Source organism: Enterobacter sp. BWH52, from assembly GCF_001037565.1.
Taxonomy (GTDB): domain Bacteria; phylum Pseudomonadota; class Gammaproteobacteria; order Enterobacterales; family Enterobacteriaceae; genus Enterobacter; species Enterobacter hormaechei_C.
Map to the genome: position 1 here is coordinate 587369 of NZ_KQ089854.1, position 21804 is coordinate 609172.

General features: G+C 54.9%; 23 protein-coding genes, 3 tRNA genes and 2 pseudogenes. 13 read left to right on the plus strand and 15 right to left on the minus strand.

Translation table 11 applies throughout. The features are described from left to right. Positions 1-3: 3 nt before the first annotated feature. Positions 4-792, minus strand: a complete 789-nt coding sequence (gene fhuF / locus SK47_RS02800) for a siderophore-iron reductase FhuF (RefSeq protein ID WP_003856570.1) — start codon at positions 790-792, stop codon at positions 4-6. A gap of 95 nt (positions 793-887) precedes the next feature. Then, positions 888-1952 carry a GGDEF domain-containing protein gene (locus tag SK47_RS02805; RefSeq protein WP_022650361.1) on the minus strand — a complete coding sequence of 355 codons (1065 nt, stop codon included), beginning with the start codon at positions 1950-1952 and terminating at the stop codon, positions 888-890. A 216-nt stretch (positions 1953-2168) separates the two neighbouring features. Here SK47_RS02805 and SK47_RS02810 point away from each other — a divergent pair, with 216 nt between their 5' ends. Then, the gene (locus SK47_RS02810; protein ID WP_032628028.1) at positions 2169-2438 is read left to right on the plus strand and encodes a DUF1435 domain-containing protein; all 270 of its coding nucleotides are present in this window, start codon (positions 2169-2171) and stop codon (positions 2436-2438) included. 42 nt (positions 2439-2480) lie between these two features. Here SK47_RS02810 and SK47_RS02815 read toward each other — a convergent pair. From SK47_RS02815 to rsmC, 4 genes are all read right to left on the minus strand, one after another. Next, a tRNA-Leu gene (locus SK47_RS02815) sits at positions 2481-2567 on the minus strand. A 32-nt stretch (positions 2568-2599) separates the two neighbouring features. Further along, positions 2600-2685, minus strand: a tRNA-Leu gene (locus SK47_RS02820). A 28-nt stretch (positions 2686-2713) separates the two neighbouring features. After that, positions 2714-2800 (minus strand) — tRNA-Leu (locus SK47_RS02825). Between the two features lie 145 nt (positions 2801-2945). Next, positions 2946-3974: a 16S rRNA (guanine(1207)-N(2))-methyltransferase RsmC gene (rsmC, locus tag SK47_RS02830; protein WP_045331755.1), complete on the minus strand. Its 1029-nt coding sequence runs from the start codon at positions 3972-3974 to the stop codon at positions 2946-2948. A gap of 102 nt (positions 3975-4076) precedes the next feature. On the opposite strand from rsmC, the gene SK47_RS02835 reads away from it, so the two are divergent. The 8 genes from SK47_RS02835 to SK47_RS02870 all read left to right on the plus strand — a co-directional run bounded on the left by SK47_RS02835 (position 4077) and on the right by SK47_RS02870 (position 10444). After that, complete coding sequence (locus SK47_RS02835; protein WP_003856566.1) at positions 4077-4490, plus strand: DNA polymerase III subunit psi; 414 nt, start codon at positions 4077-4079, stop codon at positions 4488-4490. Next, positions 4459-4902: a ribosomal protein S18-alanine N-acetyltransferase gene (gene rimI, locus SK47_RS02840; protein ID WP_003856565.1), complete on the plus strand. Its 444-nt coding sequence runs from the start codon at positions 4459-4461 to the stop codon at positions 4900-4902. Before SK47_RS02835 ends, rimI begins: the two co-directional genes overlap by 32 nt. Positions 4903-4921: 19 nt before the next feature. Further along, on the plus strand, positions 4922-5599 hold the full coding sequence (gene yjjG / locus SK47_RS02845) for a pyrimidine 5'-nucleotidase (protein ID WP_003856564.1): 678 nt from the start codon (positions 4922-4924) through the stop codon (positions 5597-5599). 92 nt (positions 5600-5691) lie between these two features. Then, complete coding sequence (prfC, locus tag SK47_RS02850) at positions 5692-7281, plus strand: peptide chain release factor 3 (protein WP_003856562.1); 1590 nt, start codon at positions 5692-5694, stop codon at positions 7279-7281. A gap of 304 nt (positions 7282-7585) precedes the next feature. Further along, positions 7586-8203, plus strand: coding sequence for a molecular chaperone OsmY (gene osmY / locus SK47_RS02855; RefSeq protein WP_003856559.1), 618 nt, complete (start codon positions 7586-7588; stop codon positions 8201-8203). 125 nt (positions 8204-8328) lie between these two features. Further along, positions 8329-8490 (plus strand): DUF1328 domain-containing protein, encoded by a 162-nt coding sequence (locus tag SK47_RS02860; protein WP_003856556.1) that lies wholly within the window; start codon positions 8329-8331, stop codon positions 8488-8490. Between the two features lie 122 nt (positions 8491-8612). Further along, positions 8613-9665, plus strand: coding sequence for a patatin-like phospholipase family protein (locus tag SK47_RS02865; protein WP_003856550.1), 1053 nt, complete (start codon positions 8613-8615; stop codon positions 9663-9665). Further along, the gene (locus SK47_RS02870; protein ID WP_045342575.1) at positions 9662-10444 is read left to right on the plus strand and encodes a TatD family hydrolase; all 783 of its coding nucleotides are present in this window, start codon (positions 9662-9664) and stop codon (positions 10442-10444) included. The genes SK47_RS02865 and SK47_RS02870 overlap by 4 nt, the downstream gene beginning before the upstream one ends. Here SK47_RS02870 and SK47_RS02875 read toward each other — a convergent pair. Together SK47_RS02875 and SK47_RS02880 are read right to left on the minus strand one after the other, a co-directional pair. After that, positions 10439-11299 carry a YjjW family glycine radical enzyme activase gene (locus tag SK47_RS02875; protein WP_023324124.1) on the minus strand — a complete coding sequence of 287 codons (861 nt, stop codon included), beginning with the start codon at positions 11297-11299 and terminating at the stop codon, positions 10439-10441. The two genes, SK47_RS02870 and SK47_RS02875, sit on opposite strands and share 6 nt — an antisense overlap. Next, positions 11274-12809 carry a YjjI family glycine radical enzyme gene (locus SK47_RS02880; RefSeq protein WP_022650366.1) on the minus strand — a complete coding sequence of 512 codons (1536 nt, stop codon included), beginning with the start codon at positions 12807-12809 and terminating at the stop codon, positions 11274-11276. Before SK47_RS02880 ends, SK47_RS02875 begins: the two co-directional genes overlap by 26 nt. A gap of 261 nt (positions 12810-13070) precedes the next feature. Here SK47_RS02880 and deoC point away from each other — a divergent pair, with 261 nt between their 5' ends. The 4 genes from deoC to deoD all read left to right on the plus strand — a co-directional run bounded on the left by deoC (position 13071) and on the right by deoD (position 17394). Further along, positions 13071-13850: a deoxyribose-phosphate aldolase gene (gene deoC, locus SK47_RS02885; protein ID WP_032645921.1), complete on the plus strand. Its 780-nt coding sequence runs from the start codon at positions 13071-13073 to the stop codon at positions 13848-13850. 99 nt (positions 13851-13949) lie between these two features. Continuing rightward, positions 13950-15272, plus strand: coding sequence for a thymidine phosphorylase (gene deoA / locus SK47_RS02890; protein ID WP_003856542.1), 1323 nt, complete (start codon positions 13950-13952; stop codon positions 15270-15272). A gap of 53 nt (positions 15273-15325) precedes the next feature. Continuing rightward, the gene (deoB, locus tag SK47_RS02895; protein WP_003856540.1) at positions 15326-16549 is read left to right on the plus strand and encodes a phosphopentomutase; all 1224 of its coding nucleotides are present in this window, start codon (positions 15326-15328) and stop codon (positions 16547-16549) included. Between the two features lie 125 nt (positions 16550-16674). Beyond that, positions 16675-17394 (plus strand): purine-nucleoside phosphorylase, encoded by a 720-nt coding sequence (gene deoD / locus SK47_RS02900; RefSeq protein ID WP_022650368.1) that lies wholly within the window; start codon positions 16675-16677, stop codon positions 17392-17394. A 41-nt stretch (positions 17395-17435) separates the two neighbouring features. Here the strand turns inward: deoD and SK47_RS24240 are convergent. The 7 genes and pseudogenes from SK47_RS24240 to SK47_RS02930 form a co-directional block, all read right to left on the minus strand. Beyond that, positions 17436-17534: pseudogene (locus tag SK47_RS24240) on the minus strand (hypothetical protein); the annotation flags it as partial. Between the two features lie 86 nt (positions 17535-17620). After that, positions 17621-17959, minus strand: a pseudogene (locus tag SK47_RS24050) (FimD/PapC C-terminal domain-containing protein); the annotation flags it as partial. Positions 17960-18018: 59 nt separating this feature from the next. Then, positions 18019-18252 carry a hypothetical protein gene (locus tag SK47_RS22740; protein WP_053071082.1) on the minus strand — a complete coding sequence of 78 codons (234 nt, stop codon included), beginning with the start codon at positions 18250-18252 and terminating at the stop codon, positions 18019-18021. Between the two features lie 77 nt (positions 18253-18329). After that, positions 18330-19019: a DUF1120 domain-containing protein gene (locus tag SK47_RS02915; protein WP_003856531.1), complete on the minus strand. Its 690-nt coding sequence runs from the start codon at positions 19017-19019 to the stop codon at positions 18330-18332. 57 nt (positions 19020-19076) lie between these two features. After that, positions 19077-19763, minus strand: coding sequence for a DUF1120 domain-containing protein (locus SK47_RS02920; RefSeq protein ID WP_022650372.1), 687 nt, complete (start codon positions 19761-19763; stop codon positions 19077-19079). Between the two features lie 238 nt (positions 19764-20001). Further along, a complete protein-coding gene (gene lplA / locus SK47_RS02925) occupies positions 20002-21018 on the minus strand; it encodes a lipoate--protein ligase LplA (protein WP_023324128.1) in 1017 nt (338 codons plus the stop codon). Between the two features lie 39 nt (positions 21019-21057). After that, entirely contained in the window at positions 21058-21702 is a 645-nt protein-coding gene (locus SK47_RS02930) for a YtjB family periplasmic protein (protein ID WP_022650374.1), read from the minus strand. Positions 21703-21804: the final 102 nt, after the last annotated feature.

Consider the following 21804-nt stretch of genomic DNA (forward strand, 5'->3'; position numbering starts at 1 on the left):
AGACTACTTAAGCGTGCAATCGCCGCACTGCTGGACGTCCGGCAGACGGTAGCGCTGACAGCAGGTACGACGTACCAGAAGTCCCTCACGCGGAACCACGGTGCGGTAAAGAGGGTTATCCCGTCCATCCGATAGCTGTCTGGCAAAGAAACAGCTCTGACGCAGTGCATCCACTTTCTCGTCGCCGAGCAGCGGCTTCATTTCCGTTAAATACCAGTGGATAAGATACCCGGTATTACTCCAGATCAGTTTGCCGTTAATCTCTCCCGTCGCTTCCAGCGCATCAATGACCGGAACCAGCGCTCTTGTAATCAGCCGTTCCATACGCGCCTGCGCTGACAGGTGTCTCGCGCTCGGATCTTCATGTACATCAATCCAGAAACAGGCAGCGCGCCCGGTTTCATGAAATTCAACATGGAAATGTTCCGACGAGAGATCGAGCATCGTTTCCTGGGTCAGCAGGGCTAGCATGACAGGCGGCACCATCAGCCCGATATACCACTGTGCCCAGAGGGATAACAGCGGTTTATTTTCCCGCGTCAGGGTAGGTTGGTTACGATAAATATGGTCGGAATAGGTTGCCAGCAGCGACCGCAGCTCGGCAGGACGTTGCCACTCAGTCAGCGTCAGCGCATGATGCGGCGGTGCTTCATCCAGTTTGATGAAATCCAGCAGATGGGCGCGCGTTACGGCAATTTTTTCCCGAATGGCATCCGCAAGCGTCGTTTCCCCGGCGGAGAGTGGAGCTCGCCAGAGCAGGGGCTCAACGATGTGTGCGGTACGAGTCGCCATAGTGTGGATTACAAATCTAAATGATAATGATTGCCAATCCTAACTATAGATAAAACCGAGCGCAAGCGTTTTATCCTGGCGCTGTGAAGGCAGTTTCAGGCAGTATGAAGCTCTTCGCTCAGCAGAATGCTGTTACGTCCCATATGCTTGGCTTCATAGAGAGCTTTATCGGCTTTCGCCAGCGCGCCCTCAACGTCTTCACCTTCGAACATGGCGATGCCGATGCTGATGGTCACGTTAGTGGCGACGCTTTCGTTAAACATATGGGGGATTTTAAGATCGTAAACCTTCTGACGTATGCGTTCAGCCGTCTGGCGCGCTTGCTCCAGCGGGATGTTACTCAACAGCACCATAAATTCTTCCCCGCCAAACCGGGCGACAACATCGCGTGAGCGCACGGCGTCGCGTATCGCAGCCGAGACCCTGATCAAGGCCTGATCGCCCATCATATGGCCGTAATGGTCGTTGTAGGCTTTGAAGTGGTCGATATCCATCAGCAGCACGAAGTGCTCGCCAGCGTCAGGCCTGGGAAGGTTCTCCAGCCGGCTTTGCAGCCCGCGACGGTTATACAGGCCGGTGAGCGGGTCCATCATGCTAAGATCGGTCAGGGTTTCGCGCTCCTCCAGCAGTTCGGAAAGCAGCTCCTGGGCGAAACGGTCATTGCGCCGCTGAAGAACATGGTGGATACCAATGGCGACCACCGGCAGCGCGAAAAAATAGGCCATTCTCAGCCAGTTTTCGGACGGGCTAAGCCACAGGCAGGATATAAATGCGGGAAATGAATGTAACGTAAAGGCTTTAATATTACTCGCGAACGCCAGAGACCCTATAAAAAGCACTGTTAATAGCGCCATCATTAAATAGGTCGCGTGATCGTGCGTGATTAACAGAAATTTAGAGACGATCTGCCAGGCCCATAAAAGACCAAAAATAGCTGAAACAATAGGGATATTTATTTTTCGCGTGCTGTTTTTCCAGTGCCAGATAAGTAAGCCTGTGCTGATAGTCAGTACGGCAAAGAGCGGGACTGATAACACACGCACGGAATAGAGAGGATTTGTTACCGAGAACAATGCTGATGCGGCGTTCAGAAATAAAAACAAACGTAAAGATAGCTGATATTTCTTGTTGACTAAAGACAGCCAGGATTGTGATGTCATATGCGTGCGTTTTTATTAAAACTCAATTAAAACAATGAGCAAGGTGTTGTTGTGTAATATTGGTCGCTACAAAATTGAATTTTTATTATCAGAAAAACTTTATCGGAAGTTAACAGGTGGGCAATTTATCACCTTACACATTCTCTGTCATTATGGGAAAGCAATTGCTGGCGCAATTTCTTACGTCGCCTGCTGACAAGTGATAATTACTATCATATGATACTGGTTATCATTATCAGTGCGAGAGGTGAAACCATGTTGAGCAAAGCGCTGGGAAGTGGGTGGGGAATATTACTGCCTGGTTCCATTATCGGTGGGCTGATGTTTACCGATCTCCCCATTGATGTCTGGAAAGCAATGATTGTTTCAGGCTTGCTGGTGACATCCGCGATGATCTGGCACAAACAGTTACGGCATTATGTCCTGCTGCCTTCATGCGTGGCGCTAATCAGTGGACTGCTGGTGATTCTGATGAGTTTGAAATAAAAGAGAAAAATAAGAGGGACTGCTGAGAGGATGTAAGATAATTGGTGCGAGGGGGGGGACTTGAACCCCCACGTCCGTAAGGACACTAACACCTGAAGCTAGCGCGTCTACCAATTCCGCCACCTTCGCACAGTCATCTTACTGGTTTGATATCGCCTCGTTGGTGCGAGGGGGGGGACTCGAACCCCCACATCCTAAGGACACTAACACCTGAAGCTAGCGCGTCTACCAATTCCGCCACCTTCGCCCAGTGCGAGCAATATCAACGTGATTTATGGTGCGAGGGGGGGGACTTGAACCCCCACGTCCGTAAGGACACTAACACCTGAAGCTAGCGCGTCTACCAATTCCGCCACCTTCGCATACCATCGACACTGTAAAAGTATCGTAACCACGGAGGCGCATTCTAGATGTTTTCAGCTTTACGTCAACAGAAAATTGCGCACGTTGTTTTGATTGCTGCAAAATTGGGCGATGGCAGCGTCAGCCATCGCCGGACCGGGGGGGTTACTTTTTCGCCTGGCGCGTCATCACGGTGCGATAGACCTTAAAGCGGCCCGTCTGGGCGATCACTTCGTGGAAGCCAAAGGTTTCATCCAGTACTTTCGGGTATGCGAGGAAGGCGTTCGCCACAATACGCAGCTCACCGCCGCTGTTGAGGTGACGGGTTGCGCCACGGATCAGCGTTTGCGCCGCTTCAAGGCTGGTCTCCATTCCGTCGTGGAACGGCGGGTTAGAGATGATCATGTCAAAGCGACCGGTCACGTCGGAGAAGACGTTGCTGGCAATCACGTCGCCTTCAATGCCATTCGCAGCAAGCGTGGCGCGGCTGGCTTCTACCGCCGGAGCGCTCACGTCACACAGGGTTAAACGCACTTTTGGTGAGTGACTGGCGAGAACCGTTGACAGCACGCCCGCGCCACAGCCGACGTCCAGCACTTTGCCCTTGGTATGAGGCGTCAGGGTGGACAGCAGCAGCTTACTGCCCGTATCGAGCGCATCACGGCTGAACACGCCCGGCAGGGTTTTAATGGTCAGGCCGTCAAGCTGGTACTCGTCCCAGAAGGCGTCGGCATCGAAGGTGGTCTGTTTTTCCAGACGACCATGGTACAGGCCGCAGCGACGGGCGCTGTCGATTTTCGTCAGCGGCGCCCAGGCTTCGAGCATCTGCTCTGCGCTACGCACCCCGCTGCGGTTTTCACCGACAACAAAAATATCGCAGCCGACCGGCAGCAGAGAAAGCAGGTTCATCAGCTGGAACTGGGCTTCCGGTTTGTTTTTCGGCCAGTAGTAAATGAGCGTATCGCAGTCAGCAATATCGCTCTGCTCCGCCGCCAGGCTAAAGCGCGCGCGCTCGCCCATCTGGCGGCTCAGCACCTGCCAGTGGTGATAGTACTGGGTGTGGGCACGGCTTTCAGCACAGTCGAAACGTGCGGGCAGGTCATCCTGCATATCTCCGGCAAACAGAATACGGCTCTCTTCGAAATCATCACTGTGACGCAGCAAGACTTCACTTGCCGGGGTAAATGCAGACATGAATTGTTCCTCAATAAACTCAGGCGGGGATTATAGTAGGTAGATGGCGCAGTTTCGACACATTTGCTATATTTGCGCGCCTGAGAGACAGGAGTTTTCGCTATGACATCCCGACGAGACTGGCAGTTGCAGCAACTGGGCATCACCCAGTGGGCTTTGCGTCGCCCGACGGCGTTGCGGGGCGAAATAGCCATCTCCATCCCTGCGCATGTCCGCCTGGTGATGGTGGCAGAAGCGCCGCCTGCCCTGAACGAGCCCCTGATTGAGGATGTCCTTCGCAGCCTGAAGGTGACCCACGATCAGGTATTACAGCTGGCGCCCGAAAGCGTCGCGATGCTTCCCTCTGACAGCCGCTGTAACAGCTGGCGAATCGGGGCGGTGGATGAGCTACCCCTTGAAGGAAGCCAGATCAGTTCTCCAGCGCTGGACGAACTGAAAGCCAACCCAAAAGCGCGTAGCGCGCTATGGCAACAAATTTGCGAATATGAACACGATTTCTTCCCTCACGACGGCTGACCTGACCACCGCGTTCGCGATTGAAACCCGCGCCCATGCCTTTCCGTGGAGCGAAAAGACGTTTGCCAGCAATCAGGGCGAACGCTATTTAAATCTCCGCCTGGACGTTGACGGTGCGATGGCTGCGTTCGCCATCACGCAGGTCGTTCTGGACGAGGCGACGCTGTTTAATATCGCGGTCGATCCCGCATACCAGCGCCGCGGGCTGGGCAGGGAACTGCTTGAGCACCTCATTCGTGAGCTGGAAACCCGTGACGTTTTCACCCTGTGGCTGGAGGTGCGCGCGTCCAATGTCGCCGCCATCGCGCTCTATGAAAGCTTAGGCTTCAACGAGGCGACTATCCGCCGTAACTACTACCCCACCGCAGAGGGACGTGAAGACGCCATTATCATGGCTCTGCCGATTGGATAACGAAAATAAGGTTGTAACGATGAAATGGGACTGGATTTTCTTTGATGCCGACGAAACGCTGTTTACGTTTGACTCGTTCGGCGGCCTACAGCGGATGTTTCTCGACTATAGCGTGACGTTCACCGCGGAAGATTTTCAGGACTATCAGGCGGTGAACAAACCGCTGTGGGTGGATTACCAGAACGGAGCCATCACCGCGTTACAGCTTCAGCATCAGCGTTTTGACGTGTGGGCTGAACGGTTAAACGTGAGTCCTGGGGTGCTGAACGAGGCCTTCCTGAATGCGATGGCGGATATCTGCGCGCCGCTGCCCGGCGCCGTTTCTTTGCTGGATTCGCTGAAAGGGAAGGTGAAGCTTGGGATCATTACCAACGGCTTTACCGCGCTTCAGCAGATTCGCCTTGAACGCACCGGCCTGCGCGATCATTTCGACGCGCTGGTGATCTCCGAAGAGGTGGGCGTACCGAAGCCGGATCCGCGTATTTTCGATTATGCGTTGGCGCAAGCGGGCAATCCTGACCGCGATCGCGTGCTGATGGTGGGGGATACGGCAGAATCTGATATTCTGGGAGGTATGAGATCGGGCCTGTCGACCGTCTGGCTGAATGCGCATGGCCGCATGCTGCCGGAAGGCATCGAGCCGACCTGGACCGTTACGTCATTGAACGAACTGGAGCAGCTCCTGTGTAAACAATGATTGCCTGCCCCCTGTTGATGGGTAAAATAGCCGCATTTTTCGTATTCCATGATGCGCGGCCTGCTGCCGCGCTTACCTAAGAAGAATTGATTATGACGTTGTCTCCTTATCTGCAAGAGGTGGCCAAACGCCGCACTTTTGCCATTATCTCGCACCCGGATGCCGGTAAAACGACCATCACCGAGAAGGTGTTGCTGTTCGGACAGGCGATCCAGACCGCGGGTACCGTTAAAGGCCGTGGCTCCAGCCAGCATGCTAAATCCGACTGGATGGAGATGGAAAAGCAGCGTGGTATTTCGATTACCACCTCCGTGATGCAGTTCCCGTATCACGACTGTCTGGTGAACCTGCTGGACACCCCGGGGCACGAAGACTTCTCCGAAGATACCTACCGTACCCTGACGGCGGTGGACTGCTGCCTGATGGTGATCGACGCCGCGAAAGGTGTTGAAGATCGTACCCGCAAGCTGATGGAAGTCACCCGTCTGCGCGATACGCCGATCCTCACCTTTATGAACAAACTCGACCGTGACATCCGTGATCCGATGGAGCTGATGGATGAAGTGGAAAACGAGCTGAAGATTGCCTGCGCGCCAATCACCTGGCCGATTGGCTGCGGCAAGCTGTTCAAAGGGGTTTACCACCTCTATAAAGACGAAACCTACCTGTACCAGACCGGTAAGGGTCACACCATTCAGGAAGTGCGCATCGTGAAAGGTCTGGACAACCCGGATCTGGACGCAGCGGTCGGTGAAGAGCTGGCCGCGCAGCTGCGCGATGAGCTGGAGCTGGTTAAAGGCGCGTCGCACGAGTTCGACCGAGAGCTGTTCCTGAGCGGTGAAATTACCCCGGTCTTCTTCGGTACCGCCCTCGGCAACTTTGGCGTTGACCATATGCTCGACGGTCTGGTGGAGTGGGCCCCGCAGCCAATGCCGCGTAAAACCGACACCCGCGAAGTAGAAGCAAAGGAAGAGAAGTTCTCCGGCTTCGTCTTTAAAATTCAGGCCAACATGGACCCGAAACACCGCGACCGCGTTGCCTTTATGCGCGTGGTCTCCGGTAAGTACGAGAAGGGCATGAAGCTGCGTCAGGTCCGTATCGGTAAAGACGTGGTGATCTCCGACGCGCTGACCTTCATGGCAGGCGACCGTTCGCATGTAGAAGAAGCCTATCCGGGTGACATCATTGGTTTACACAACCACGGTACCATTCAGATTGGCGATACCTTCACGCAGGGCGAGATGATGAAGTTCACCGGTATCCCGAACTTCGCGCCAGAACTGTTCCGCCGCATTCGCCTGCGCGATCCGCTGAAGCAGAAGCAACTGCTGAAAGGCCTGGTCCAGCTTTCCGAAGAGGGGGCTGTACAGGTGTTCCGCCCTATTGCTAACAACGATCTGATCGTGGGCGCGGTGGGTGTGCTCCAGTTTGACGTGGTGGTTGCCCGTCTTAAGAGCGAGTACAACGTGGAAGCGATTTACGAATCGGTGAACGTGGCGACCGCCCGCTGGGTTGAATGTTCAGACGTGAAGAAATTCGAAGAATTTAAACGTAAGAACGAAGTTCAGCTGGCGCTGGACGGTGGCGATAACCTGACCTATATCGCCCCGACCATGGTTAACCTGAACCTGACGCAGGAACGTTATCCTGATGTTCAGTTCCGCAAAACGCGCGAGCATTAATTCCCTCTCAGAGCACGGCAGCCGCCGTGCTCTTCTTTAATTCCTGTGTTATTAATCCCTTGCGGAATGTTCTTAATTCACCGCATTTTTTCGCTATTCGTTCGTTTTTTCCCCAATTCTGAATGCACCCCTCTGATTGTGATCTATATTTAACTCAGTGTTTAGCACCGGGCGTGGATGAATTAACTGTTCAATGCATGTCCATTGGTTCTCCATTTTGCCCCGGTGTTAATTCGCAATATATAAAACCAAGATTTAGGGAAGTATGTCGCCCAAATAACGGGCAAAACACAGGAATAAATCGATGAATATGACAAGACTGAAGATTTCTAAAACTCTGCTGGCTGTAACGTTGGGTAGTGTCCTGGTAAGCGGTTCTGCTCTGGCGGAATCCAGCACCATGGATAAAGCGCAAAGTTCCGCCAATACCGCAGGGGAAAAAATCGATAGCTCTATGAATAAAGTCGGTAATTTCATGGATGACAGCTCAATCACAGCAAAAGTGAAAGCCGCACTGGTGGATCACGACTCCATTAAGAGCACCGATATTTCTGTTAAAACCGACAACAAGGTTGTCACCCTGAGCGGTTTCGTTGAAAGCCAGACCCAGGCTGAAGAAGCCGTTAAAGTGGCGAAAGGTGTTGAGGGCGTAAGCTCCGTCAGCGACAAACTGCACGTACGTGACAGCAAAGAATCGTCCGTGAAGGGCTATGCCGGAGATGCAGCAACTACCAGCGAAATCAAAGCTAAACTGTTAGCTGACGACATCGTGCCATCCCGTATGGTGAAAGTTGAAACCACCGATGGTGTGGTCCAGCTGTCCGGTACGGTTGAGAATCAGGCACAGAGCGATCGTGCCGAGTCAATTGCGAAAGCTATTGATGGTGTGAAAAGCGTCAAAAACGATCTGAAAACGAAGTAAAGCAGTACCATTCGCCCGTAAGGCTTAAAACCGCGGGCGAAATAAAAACGATTCTGGAAAAGCCGGTGAGTGACCTGAGCGCTCACGTTTAGCGGCCGACATTAACTATGGTAAAGGAGAGGCTTATGTTTCGTTGGGGCATTATATTTCTGGTTATCGCGTTAATTGCCGCCGCATTGGGCTTTGGTGGACTGGCGGGTACCGCGGCATGGGCAGCGAAAATTGTCTTCGTCGTCGGTATTATTCTGTTCCTGGTCAGCCTGTTTACGGGTCGACGTCGCCCGTAGCAAACGCAATATTTACTAAACAAACTCAAGCCAGTCCTCGTGACTGGCTTTTTCTCGTTTGAGAACCACCGGGGAAGTGCGTTACTGTGTCTCATCACAATAATGAAAACAGGAAGGCAGAGGTGGGGCAACGAATTCCCGTTACGCTCGGCAATATTGCGCCGCTGACGTTAAAACCGTTTCATGCAGGCCAGCTTGCGCTGGTCTGTGAAGGGGGCGGGCAGCGCGGTATTTTCACTGCCGGCGTGCTCGACGAATTTATGCGCGCGCAATTCAACCCGTTCGATCTCTATTTCGGCACCTCTGCCGGGGCGCAGAACCTCTCCGCCTATGTCTGCAACCAGCCCGGCTATGCGCGCAAAGTGATTATGCGCTATACCACCTCGAAAGAATTCTTCAATCCGGTACGCTTCGTGCGCGGCGGGAACCTGATCGATCTCGACTGGTTACTGGATGCCACCTCCAGCCAGATGCCGCTGGCCATGGATACCGCGTCACGACTGTTCGATACCGGCAAAGAGTTCTGGATGTGCGCCAGCCGTGGCGATGACTATTCGCCGGGTTACTTTTCGCCGCAGAAAGAGAACTGGCTGGATATCATCCGCGCATCCAGCGCGATCCCGGGATTCTACCGCACCGGCGCGTTGCTGGAGGGGATAAGCTATCTTGACGGTGGTATCAGCGACGCGGTGCCGGTACAGGAGGCGGCGCGGCGCGGGGCAAAAACCATTGTGGTGATCCGCACGGTGCCTTCGCAGATGTATTACACCCCACAGTGGTTTAAGCGGATGGAACGCTGGCTGGGCGACAGCAGCCTGCAACCGCTGGTGAATATCGCGAAGCAGCATGAAACCACCTACGGCGCGATGCAGCGTTTTATTGAAAAACCACCGGGCAAGCTGCGCATCTTTGAAATTTATCCGCCGAAGCCGCTGTTGAGCATGGCGCTGGGCAGTCGGCTGCCTGCGTTGCGTATGGATTACAAAACGGGGCGGCTGTGCGGGCGTTACTTCCTGGCGACCGTCGGGAAAATGCTGGCCGAGCAACCGCCTCTTCATCGGCATAAAAGCATCATTTTGCCGCCTGCCGTTGTGGCCAATGACGCGGTGGCGATGCCGCTGGTGGACGCGCCGCAGGCCAACGATGGCTTACTCGATAACGAGGATCTGGCATGACGCACTGCTTTATCGATACCCATTGCCACTTTGATTTCCCGCCGTTTAGCGGGGAGGAAACATCCAGTCTTGCGCGTGCGGCTGAGGCCGGTGTGAGAGCCATTATTGTGCCCGCTATTGAAGCGGCGAGATTCGAGAAAGTTCTGGCGCTTGCCCGGGGGCACGATGCGCTGTATGCCGCGTTGGGTCTGCATCCGATCGTTATTGAGCACCATCTTGATGACCATCTCGACAGGCTGGATGCCACGCTGCAAAACGCGGATACGAAGCTGGTTGCCATCGGTGAGATCGGCCTCGATCTCTATCGTGAAGATCCGCAGTTTGAACGCCAGCAGACGATTCTGGACGCGCAGCTCCGGTTGGCAAAGCGCCACGATCTGCCGGTGATCCTCCACTCCAGACGTACCCATGACAAACTGGCGATGCACCTGAAGCGCATCGACGTGCCGCGCAGGGGCGTGGTCCATGGTTTCGCTGGAAGCCTTCAGCAGGCGCAGCGTTTTATCGAGCTGGGCTATAAAATTGGCGTCGGTGGCACCATTACCTATCCGCGTGCCAGCAAAACCCGTGATGTGATGGCACAGCTCCCGCTGACCTCGCTCCTGCTGGAAACGGATGCGCCTGACATGCCGCTGAATGGTTTTCAGGGCCAGCCTAACCGCCCGGAGCAGGCGGCGCGCGTTTTTGATGTGCTGTGTGAGTTGCGTCAGGAGCCTGAAGATGTGATTGCCAGCGCGCTGCTGGAAAATACCCGAGCGGTCTTCGGCATCACGCTATAGATAAAGGGCCGGGCGGATCACCGTGATCTGCTGCCGTTCCAGGGCCTGCGCCAGCGGCTCGATGTCCTCCGGCGTGGCGCTCCGCCATCTCGCCGCCTCCCCGTAAACCCCATGGGCATGAAACGCGTTGATCCGCACCGGAACGTTCCCCAACGTGTGGATAAAAGCGGTCAGCGATGGCAGATGTTGCAGATAATCACACCGATCGGGGATCACCAGCAGGCGCAGCTCCGTCAGGCGATGACGATCGGCCAGCCAGCGGATGCTCTGCTTGATCAGCGTGTTTTCGCGCCCGGTCAGAAAACGGTGATGTTCATTGCCCCAGGCTTTCAGATCCACCATCGCGCCGTCAAACACCGGAAACAGCTTTTGCCAGCCGGTTTCGCTTAACAGGCCGTTGCTGTCCACCAGGCACGTCAGATGGCGCAGGGACGGATCGGCTTTGATCGCGGTGAACAGCGCAACCAAAAACGGCAGCTGCGTGGTGGCCTCACCCCCGCTGACGGTCACGCCCTCAATAAACGGCGCGGACGTGAGCACCCGGGAGAGGATCTCCTCGACGCTATAGCGCTGCGCCATCGGCGTCGCCTGCTGCTGACACAGGTGCAGACAGGTGTCGCACTGCTGACAGTGACTCTCCTGCCACCAGACGCGCCCGGCCTGAATCGTCAGCGCATCATGCGGACAGTGGGGAACACAGTCGCCGCAGTCGTTGCAGCGCCCTATCGTCCACGGGTTGTGGCAGGTTTTGCAGCGCAGGTTACAGCCCTGGAGGAACAACGCCAGGCGGCTGCCCGGCCCGTCCACGCAGGAGAAGGGTATGACCTGACTAACTAAAGCGCATCTGCTGTTCATGGCTTATCACGCGCGGCTGACGTTCCAGAATACGGGTATTGCGCGCGGCCTCCTCGCCGAGCCAGGTGGTGTTGGTGCGCGATCCGGCTTCCCGGTACTTCTCCAGATCCGATAACCGCACCATATAGCCGGTAACGCGCACGAGATCGTTACCCGCAACGTTGGCGGTAAACTCGCGCATCCCCGCCCTGAACGCGCCGAGACAGAGCTGGACCACTGCCTGCGGGTTACGTTTTACCGTTTCATCCAGCGTCAGAATGTCGCTGATCCCGGAAGCGTAGTGCTTGTGGTGCGGCGCAACGGCCAGCAGGTGGCTGATGGGATCCGGCTCGTCGCCGTAGGGCAGGCGCGCGCCCGGCGTGGTGCCCGAGTCAGAGCTGATCCCCGACTGCGCATGAAGCATCGCGCGCTGCTTCCAGCCGTGTTTCACCGGCGTGTTTTCGACAAACGCCGCAAGCTGTTCACTGATGCGGTAGCCCAGCGCATTGGCCTGTTCGTTCTTACCGTAACGTCCCGTAATGCCTGCTTTCTGGCACAGCACGTTCACCGCTTCGGCCAGACCGTACATGCCAAACATCGGCACAAAGCGATCGGCATCAATCAGCCCCTCTTTTACCAGGAAGCTATTCTCAAAGAAGCCGGATTGTTCATATAAAAAATCGCAGCGCGCATTAATGATCGCGATTTGTTGCTGGCAGTAGTGGGGAAGGGTACGGGTGAAAAAGTCTTCCGGTGAGCGGCTGTGTTCCGCAATCGCTTTCAGGTTTAGGCGCACCAGCGTGCTGCCGCCGCCCGCCAGCGGCAGGGAGTTGTAACAGCTCACCACGCCATAGCGACCTTTTGTGAAAATTTTATCATTCACCGGGCCATTAGAAATATGCGGCTTACTACATTCACAAATGTTTTTCGCCACGCTCAGCAGCAGATCGCTGGGGGTTACATCCGGGTCGTAGATAAAGGTCAGGTTCGGCGCAACCTGCTTTAGTTCTGCATCCGCGCGAAGGATGGCTCGGGTGACAGGCGTATCCGCCGGGCCGATATTGGCATGCATAAACGCATCGGGCAGCGTTCTGTCCAGGTAACGCCAGAAACGTTTTATTCGGCTATCGATTTCATCCTGTGTTAGAATTTTAACATAGGGGCTGAGTATTTCATCGAGCTGGCCCAGATAGACCGGCATCGATGTGACGGACGGAACATGGTGATAAAGGATAGTGAGCAGCGAGAGGGCATCATCCAGATCTTTCGCCCCTTCCAGCTCCAGCCATTCTGAGCCGTTAGCCAGAAATTTAGCGTAGTCCGGCAGCACGTAGCGCGGTTTGTAAGGCGCATGGCCTTCGAACATGTCGCAGATGAATCCCTCGTCCAGTGCGGCGCGGGCCGCCTCTGGCAGAGCGGGATAGGGCAGATTGTTCTCCGCTTCCAGCGCCAGAAAATGACGTTTTTGTTCCGGGGTTAACACCGGGCTGGTCACAATGTGCTGGCAACGTTGTTGCAGGGCGTCGGGCATGTTCACTTCCTTGGTTGTTCTGCGGATAGTGAACGAATTGTAGGAAGCCAGCCTGGTGGCGCTTTGATCAGAAAGGGGATATCGCCGATTTAGTCAGCAATTAACGCACTAAAATTTGAAGAAGATCTCATTACAGTAATGCAAATTTGCACACAGTTTTCATTAACTGTGATGAATGTCGAAGTGTGGATGCGGGTGAATGTTAGAATACTCACAGACCCGCAAGGTAAAATTTATACGGCACTGCCGTTGGAGAATGTTATGACCGATTTAACTGCAAGCAGCCTGCGCGCGTTGAAACTGATGGACCTGACCACCCTGAACGATGACGACACCAATGAAAAAGTCATCGCCCTGTGCCATCAGGCGAAAACGCCAGTGGGTAACACCGCCGCCGTCTGTATCTATCCGCGCTTCATCCCGATTGCCCGCAAAACGCTGAAAGAGCAGGGCACGCCGGAAGTGCGCATTGCCACCGTAACTAACTTCCCGCACGGCAATGACGATATCGAGATCGCTCTGGCAGAAACCCGCGCAGCGATTGCGTACGGCGCAGACGAAGTTGACGTGGTATTCCCGTACCGCGCGCTGATCGCCGGCAACGAGCAGGTCGGTTTTGACCTGGTGAAAGCCTGTAAAGACGCGTGTGCGGCGGCAAACGTGCTGCTTAAAGTGATCATCGAAACCGGCGAGCTGAAAGAAGAGGCGCTGATTCGTAAGGCGTCTGAAATCTCCATCAAAGCGGGCGCGGATTTCATTAAAACCTCTACCGGTAAAGTGCCGGTCAACGCTACCCCGGAAAGCGCACGCATCATGATGGAAGTCATCCGTGATATGGGCGTGTCCAAAACCGTTGGCTTCAAACCGGCAGGCGGCGTGCGTACCGCAGAAGACGCGCAGCAGTTCCTGGCGATTGCCGACGAGCTGTTCGGCGCCGACTGGGCGGACTCCCGCCACTACCGCTTCGGCGCGTCCAGCCTGCTGGCCAGCCTGCTGAAAGCGCTGGGTCACGGCGACGGTAAGAGCGCAAGCAGCTACTAAGTTGAATTGCCGGGTGGCGCTACGCTAACCCGGCCTACAGGATCGTGGGGCGGGTCAACATACCCGCCGCCATTCACCCGATTCCGCATGGAGGTTACCGTGTTTCTCGCACAAGAAATTATTCGTAAAAAACGTGATGGTCATGCATTAAGCGACGAAGAAATCCGCTTCTTTATCAATGGCATTCGTGATAACACCATCTCTGAAGGGCAGATTGCGGCTCTGGCGATGACCATTTTCTTCCACGATATGTCGATGCCTGAGCGCGTGTCGCTGACCATGGCGATGCGAGATTCAGGAACCGTTCTGGACTGGAAAAGCCTCAACCTCAACGGCCCGATTGTGGACAAACACTCCACCGGCGGCGTGGGCGACGTGACCTCCCTGATGCTTGGCCCGATGGTGGCAGCCTGCGGCGGTTACATCCCGATGATTTCCGGGCGCGGCCTGGGCCACACCGGCGGTACGCTCGACAAACTGGAAGCCATTCCGGGCTTCGATATCTTCCCGGATGACAACCGCTTCCGCGACATTATTAAAGACGTTGGCGTGGCGATTATCGGCCAGACCAGCTCTCTTGCTCCGGCTGACAAGCGTTTCTACGCGACGCGTGACATTACCGCGACTGTAGACTCCATCCCGCTGATCACCGCCTCTATCCTTGCCAAAAAACTGGCGGAAGGTCTGGATGCGCTGGTGATGGATGTGAAAGTGGGCAGCGGCGCGTTTATGCCAACCTATGAACTCTCTGAGGCGCTGGCCGAAGCGATCGTTGGCGTTTCCAACGGCGCGGGCGTGCGCACCACCGCACTGCTGACGGACATGAACCAGGTGCTGGCCTCCAGCGCCGGTAACGCGGTTGAAGTCCGCGAGGCTGTGCAGTTCCTCACAGGCGAATACCGTAACCCGCGCCTGTTCGATGTCACCATGGCGCTGTGCGTTGAGATGTTAATCTCCGGCAAGCTGGCCAAAGACGACGCTGACGCGCGCGCGAAGCTTCAGGCGGTGCTGGACAACGGCAAAGCGGCGGAGATCTTTGGTCGGATGGTGGCGGCGCAGAAAGGCCCGACCGACTTCGTGGAAAACTACGCGAAATACCTGCCCACCGCGATGCTCAGCAAAGCGGTCTATGCGGATAGCGAAGGCTTTGTCTCGGCTATGGATACCCGCGCGCTCGGCATGGCTGTCGTGTCTATGGGCGGCGGTCGTCGTCAGGCATCGGACACCATTGATTACAGCGTCGGCTTTACCGATATGGCCCGTCTGGGCGACAGCGTTGACGGCCAACGTCCGCTGGCGGTGATCCACGCGAAAGATGAAGCCAGCTGGCAGGACGCGGCGAAAGCGGTGAAGGCGGCAATATCTCTTGACGATAAAGCACCGGAAACCACACCGACGGTCTATCGTCGTATCACTGAATAGCGGTATACTGATCTGATCGCATTTTTATGAAGCACTAAGTACGGAGAACAATTATGAAACGTGCATTTATTATGGTGCTGGACTCATTCGGCATCGGCGCAACCGAAGATGCAGAACGATTTGGTGACGTGGGTTCCGATACCCTGGGTCACATCGCGGAAGCCTGTGCAAAAGGCGAAGCGGACAACGGTCGTAAAGGCCCTCTGAACCTGCCAAACCTGACCCGTCTGGGGCTGGTAAAAGCGCATGAAGGCTCTACCGGTAAGATCGCAGCCGGTATGGACGGTAACGCGGAAGTGGTGGGCGCCTACGCGTGGGCGCACGAGCTCTCTTCCGGTAAAGATACTCCGTCCGGCCACTGGGAAATCGCCGGCGTGCCGGTGCTGTTCGACTGGGGTTACTTCTCCGATCACGAGAACAGCTTTCCGCAAGAGCTGCTTGATAAGCTGGTGAAGCGCGCCAACCTGCCGGGCTACCTCGGTAACTGCCACTCTTCCGGTACCGTGATTCTGGACCAGCTCGGCGAAGAGCACATGAAAACCGGCAAGCCGATTTTCTATACCTCTGCTGACTCCGTGTTCCAGATCGCCTGCCATGAAGAGACGTTTGGCCTGGATAAACTGTACGAGTTGTGCGAAATCGCCCGTGAAGAGCTGACCGAAGGCGGCTACAACATTGGCCGCGTTATCGCGCGTCCGTTTATCGGCGACAAAGCGGGTAACTTCCAGCGTACCGGCAACCGTCACGATCTGGCTGTGGAGCCACCGGCGCCGACCGTGCTGCAAAAACTCGTCGACGAGAAAGACGGTCACGTGGTTTCCGTGGGTAAAATCGCGGACATTTACGCCAACTGCGGCATTACCAAAAAGGTCAAAGCGACCGGTCTGGATGCGCTGTTCGACGCCACCATCAAAGAGATGAAAGAAGCGGGCGATAAGACCATTGTCTTCACCAACTTCGTGGACTTCGACTCCTCCTGGGGCCACCGTCGCGACGTCGCCGGTTATGCTGCGGGTCTGGAGCTGTTTGACCGCCGTCTGCCAGAGCTGATGGAGCTGGTGGGAGAAGATGACATTCTGATCCTGACCGCTGACCATGGCTGTGACCCGACCTGGACCGGTACCGACCACACCCGTGAGCACATTCCGGTGCTGGTGTACGGCCCGAAAGTCAAACCGGGCTCGCTGGGTCACCGTGAAACCTTCGCGGACATCGGCCAGACGATTGCGAAATACTTTGGTACGTCTGACATGGAATATGGCAAGGCTATGTTCTAAACGGATTGGGTGAGGCCTGATGCCCTCACCCCGACCCTCTCCCACAGGGAGAGGGAAAACAGAATGTAGGCCGGGTAAGGCGCAGCCGCCACCCGGAAAAAACAACAATGTAAAAGGAACTGAAGATGGCAACTCCTCACATTAATGCAGAAATGGGTGATTTCGCTGACGTCGTATTGATGCCGGGCGACCCGCTGCGCGCGAAGCACATTGCAGAAACCTTCCTCGAAGACGTGCGTGAAGTGAACAACGTGCGCGGCATGCTGGGCTTCACCGGTACCTATAAAGGCCGCAAAATCTCCGTGATGGGTCACGGCATGGGTATCCCATCCTGCTCCATCTACACCAAAGAGCTGATCACCGATTTCGGCGTGAAGAAAATCATCCGTGTCGGCTCCTGCGGCGCGGTTCGCATGGACGTTAAGCTGCGTGACGTGGTGATCGGCATGGGCGCGTGCACCGACTCTAAAGTCAACCGCATTCGCTTTAAAGATCATGACTTTGCGGCCATTGCTGACTTTGACATGGTGCGTAACGCGGTTGACGCGGCAAAAGCGCTGGGCGTTGACGCGCGCGTGGGCAACCTGTTCTCTGCCGATCTGTTCTACTCGCCAGAAGGCGACATGTTCGACGTGATGGAAAAATACGGCATTCTGGGTGTGGAAATGGAAGCGGCCGGTATCTACGGCGTGGCGGCTGAATTCGGTGCGAAAGCGCTGACCATTTGCACCGTGTCTGACCATATCCGTACTCACGAGCAGACCACCGCTGCCGAGCGTCAGACCACCTTCAACGACATGATCAAAATCGCGCTGGAATCCGTTCTGCTGGGCGATCAAGAGTAATTTCGTTTTCTTCAGGGGGGCAGGTTTGCCCCCTATGGTGCTTACTTCGTCAACACTTCCCACATCAAATTGCTTTCCAGCGTCACCGTATCACCTATGTGATTAAACTGGCGGTCATTCAGCACCGGGGTGAGGGTGAGCTGGCACTCATCGGCGGACCACGAGGCAGGCGTAAAAAGCGTAGCCATTAGCGAAAAAGTCATCAGTAAATGTTTACCCAGGTGTTTCATTTACAGACTCCTTTAGCAGTTTCATAAAACGATTCTTTGTCCTGAGTCTCACTCAGGGATTAATCGATGCGGCAGATGCGCTGCATATTATCGTCAACGGCATAAAGTGCCGGGCTATTGGACATATCAGTGACAAAAACACGCCCGCTGTCCACCGCGCTGACCAGGTAGTTGTTTTTCTCATCCACGATACTGGTCCCTTTTGACAGTCACGAGCCGTCTGCACGTTTCACTTCGAGCATTACGCGACGGGTATTCAGTACTTTGAAATCCAGCTCCCTGAAGGCTGTATGGGCGACAGAAATGTTCTTGATGCCGTTGGGCAGATCCTGACTCAGGTTAAAGCCGATCCACATATGTTTATCGGTGTTTTTCGGCGGGATAGCCTCAAGGGTCACGCGTTTAACGTCACGCCTGTATCGTCAGGAAGATCGACAATGATGGTATAGATCAGGGCCGGGAAGGTGTCGGTATTTTTTACGTTCATGGTGCCGCTGTGAGTCGACTCTTCAATAACCAGCAGCGTGGTTTCTGGCACCATTCCGGCGGCATACGCCTGAGCAAAGAGAGCAGAGAATAATAACGGTGCGGCAATGGCGCACTGAGCGATCGTGGTTTCAACTGACATCAAGATTAATCCTTTAACCTGACAAAATGCCTCCTCTGTTAAGAGGAGGCATAGTTCACACTTTATCGGGTTGATAATCAGAGATATTTAACGGTAATCGTGGCCTGACCATCCAGGTTGGTATCATCGGTAATCGCGAGGGCCGCGGTATTCTGAATCGCCAGGGAGGTTTTCAGCGGAAATACTGCGGTCGTGAAAGGCAGCGGCGCAGTGGTGCCGGAAGCGGCCACGGTCATCATTTCCATGTTGGCGTTTTTGATGATACCGGTAGCGGTTTTCTGCCAGGACGGGCTGTCCACGGTACCGGAGATAACGTCTGATTTCACGCCGTCGGCGGTGACGTTCGCCACATCAGCAAAGATGGAGTAAGCGCCAATTTTCACGCCGCCCGCGGTTTTGCCCACGCCGTAGGACTGGGTGGTGTCGGAAACGTTGCCGCCCGCCGCGTCTGCGGTGTTAATGGTGATCACAGAAGCACCCGGATGGGTGTCTGCGCGGTCATCGCTGATGGTCCAGCCAGCTTTAGTGGCTACCGGGCAGGTGATGGTCAGGGAGATATCTTTCTGACCCAACTGGTTAACGCTGGTCGCGGAGAGATCCGCCAGGTGGATAAGACCATAATCCACCTCGCCGCCGCCGCTTAACTGCGGGGTGCAGGCGGCAACGGAGAGTAAACCGGTCACTTTCAGTACGGCGGTAGAGGCGGCGTTAGCGGCAGTCGCGGAGAGGGCCAGCGCAACGGCAGTGGCAACTAAAATCTTTTTCATTGTTGTTCCTTAACAAATGCAGGCCATCACGCTCAGTTCACAAGCGAAATGAGCCAGTTACAGATAATGCAAAGTGATGGTGGCCTGGCCGTCGATCGGGGTATCGTCGGTAATTGCCAGGGTGTCAGTTTTCTGCACCGCCAGCGCAACGCGCAGCGGGAATACGGCATTCATAAAGGGAACCAACGTCCGATCACTGCTATTTAGTGCGCTATACTGGATAGAACCGTCACTATGAGTGACGAGCTGCGAACCCGTATTCGCAAGTAACCACATTGGATCATCTGCTATCGCAGAATAACCTAATGCTTTGACGTTTCCATCTACGGTTACATTCGAATTCATACCCACGGAGTAAGCGCCGATATTGACGCCGCCAGCCGTTTTACCTACGCCGTACTGGTTAGTTGAACTCCATGCCTGATCGCCCGCGAAAGTGGCGTTATCGATGGTCATTTTCTTCATTGAATCTGCGTGATCATCGGTAATGGACCACGCTACTTTCGTTGCGGCAGAGCAGTTGATAGTCAGAGAAATATCTTTATAACCCAGCTGGTTATCTGCCGTTGCGGAGAGCGAGCTGATATATTTAGTGCCGAAATCAACGACAGCGCCATCGCTCAGCGTTGGGGTACAGGCGTTGTTGGTTAATACGCCTTTTAATTTTAATACCGCAGTAGAGTCGGCATGTGCAGTCGCAGAGAGGGTCATTGCAACAGCGGTTGCAATAATGATTTTTTTCATCGTTAATCCTTAACGTTCGAAACAGACGTGTGGAGAAGAAATAGAAAAACTATTTCTTGCTGTCTATTATTCTAGAGGAAAAGTTAACTTTACATTAAGGAGTGTTAATTTTTGAATGTAATTCCCCTTAATATATAAGCTATAAATATATATTTTGTGTATGTTCCCTGTTTATTTATATACGTGTGTTAATTTTCAGGAATAAGGGAAGCGTATTCACTTCCCTTATTTGTTTTTATTAACGCACCGCGCCAGCGATCCATTGGGAGAGATCCCGTAGCTCCCGCTCGTGGTCCGGGAAATCCACCCACAGCGCTTCGCACGCCTGTTGCAGACTGTCTGCATGGTACAGACAGCCCTGTAAACGTGCGGCCAGCGCCTCCAGCGGTGCAGGATTGAGACTATCCGTAAAGACCTGCGTGCGGGTAATATGGCCCTTCTCCACGTCAAAGTGCAGTTCCACGCCGCCCCAGGTAAACCGTTCGTCCAGCAGGTGTGAAAAGGCCGGTGCCTGGCCGAAGTTCCACTCCCAGCTGCTCTGGCGCGCAAAGGTTTCCGCGAAGTTGGGCAGGTCCGGTGTTTTGTCAGGGGAGATCACTTCAGCTTCTACCCGCTCACCGTAATGTTCGAAGAAGGCTTCACGGATCGCATCGCAAATCTGCTCATGAGTAATCCCGGGCAGCAGTTCCACCAGATTCGCCACGCGCCCGCGCACGGAGGTAATACCCTTAGCCTGTAGCTTTTTCTTATCTGGATTAAGGTAGTTAGCCAGACGGCTCAGATCGGCATTCAGCAATAATGTGCCGTGGTGGAATCCCCGATCCATCGTTTCGCGATAGGCAGAGCCGGATACCTTGCGGTCGCCATCGGGCGTTTTGACCACCAGATCGTTACGTCCCGAGGCTTCAGCCGTCACGCCGAGCGAATTGAGCGCATTAAGCACAATGGAGGTCGAGATGGTTTTGTCGTATTCCGGCTTGCCCGCCATAAAGGTAAAGCAGGTATTGCCCAGATCGTGGAATACCGCACCGCCGCCGCTGCTGCGGCGCGCCAGGCGGACGTTGTCCTCTTCCATACGGCGGGTGTTACACTCTTTCCACGGATTTTGCGCGCGGCCAATAACGACCGTATCAGCGTTGCGCCAGAGAAACAGGACGCGCTGGGTGGCAGGCATCTGGCGGAAGATGCACTCTTCTACCGCCAGGTTAAACCAGGGATCGTAAGAGTCAGAGATTAGCAGGCGTAACGTCGACATGGCAGAGTTCCTTTTCCGAATCATCCGCCTACTTTATCACTATTCTTTCTTCTCGCTCTCTTCCTCTTCGGGAACCGACTTGCTGGCGGTTAACAGGAACGGCGACTGCTGCCAGCGGGTGCGCTTGCCCTGGAGCAACGTACGTGCCAGTACCACGCCAATCGCCAGTGAGAGCAGCAGCATCAGGCGCAAAATATTGGTGGTGTTATCCACCTGTTTGGCTTCGGTTGGCAGGGTGTGGGTGTCGAGTGTCAGACGTAAATAGCCGAGCGGACCATTCTTGCCCTGAATGGGTTCGACGATTTGTTGGTTGAAATAACCACCGGCTTTTTTGCCGTCCAGCGCCAGCCTGTCGCGCACGTCGACATGCTCACCCGCGCGGGCAATCAGGTCGCCCTGTTCATCGTACACGCCCGCATCCAGAATGCGGCTGTTTTCCGTAAGCTGGCGCAATACCTGGGCTATTCGCTTATCATCCGGCGTTTCGGTGCGCATAGACGGCGCAACGTTGAGCGTCACCTGGTGCGCCAGCGTCCGGGCCAGCTCCTCAAACTGCGGGTTACGCTGTCGTTGGTGATTCTGGCTAAACCAGGATGCCCCCTGCATCAGCGCCACTAATAGTGCGAGACAGATCAGGACAATCACGGCGCGATGAAGCCGGAATTTCAGTTTTGCGCGAGCCATATTCCACCTGCTTAAAATTTACGGCTTAATGTTGCCAGAAGTGATGGTTACAGGGTAGCCTCATGCGTTATTTTCCCTCTGGAACCTTCCGGCGCGAACGAA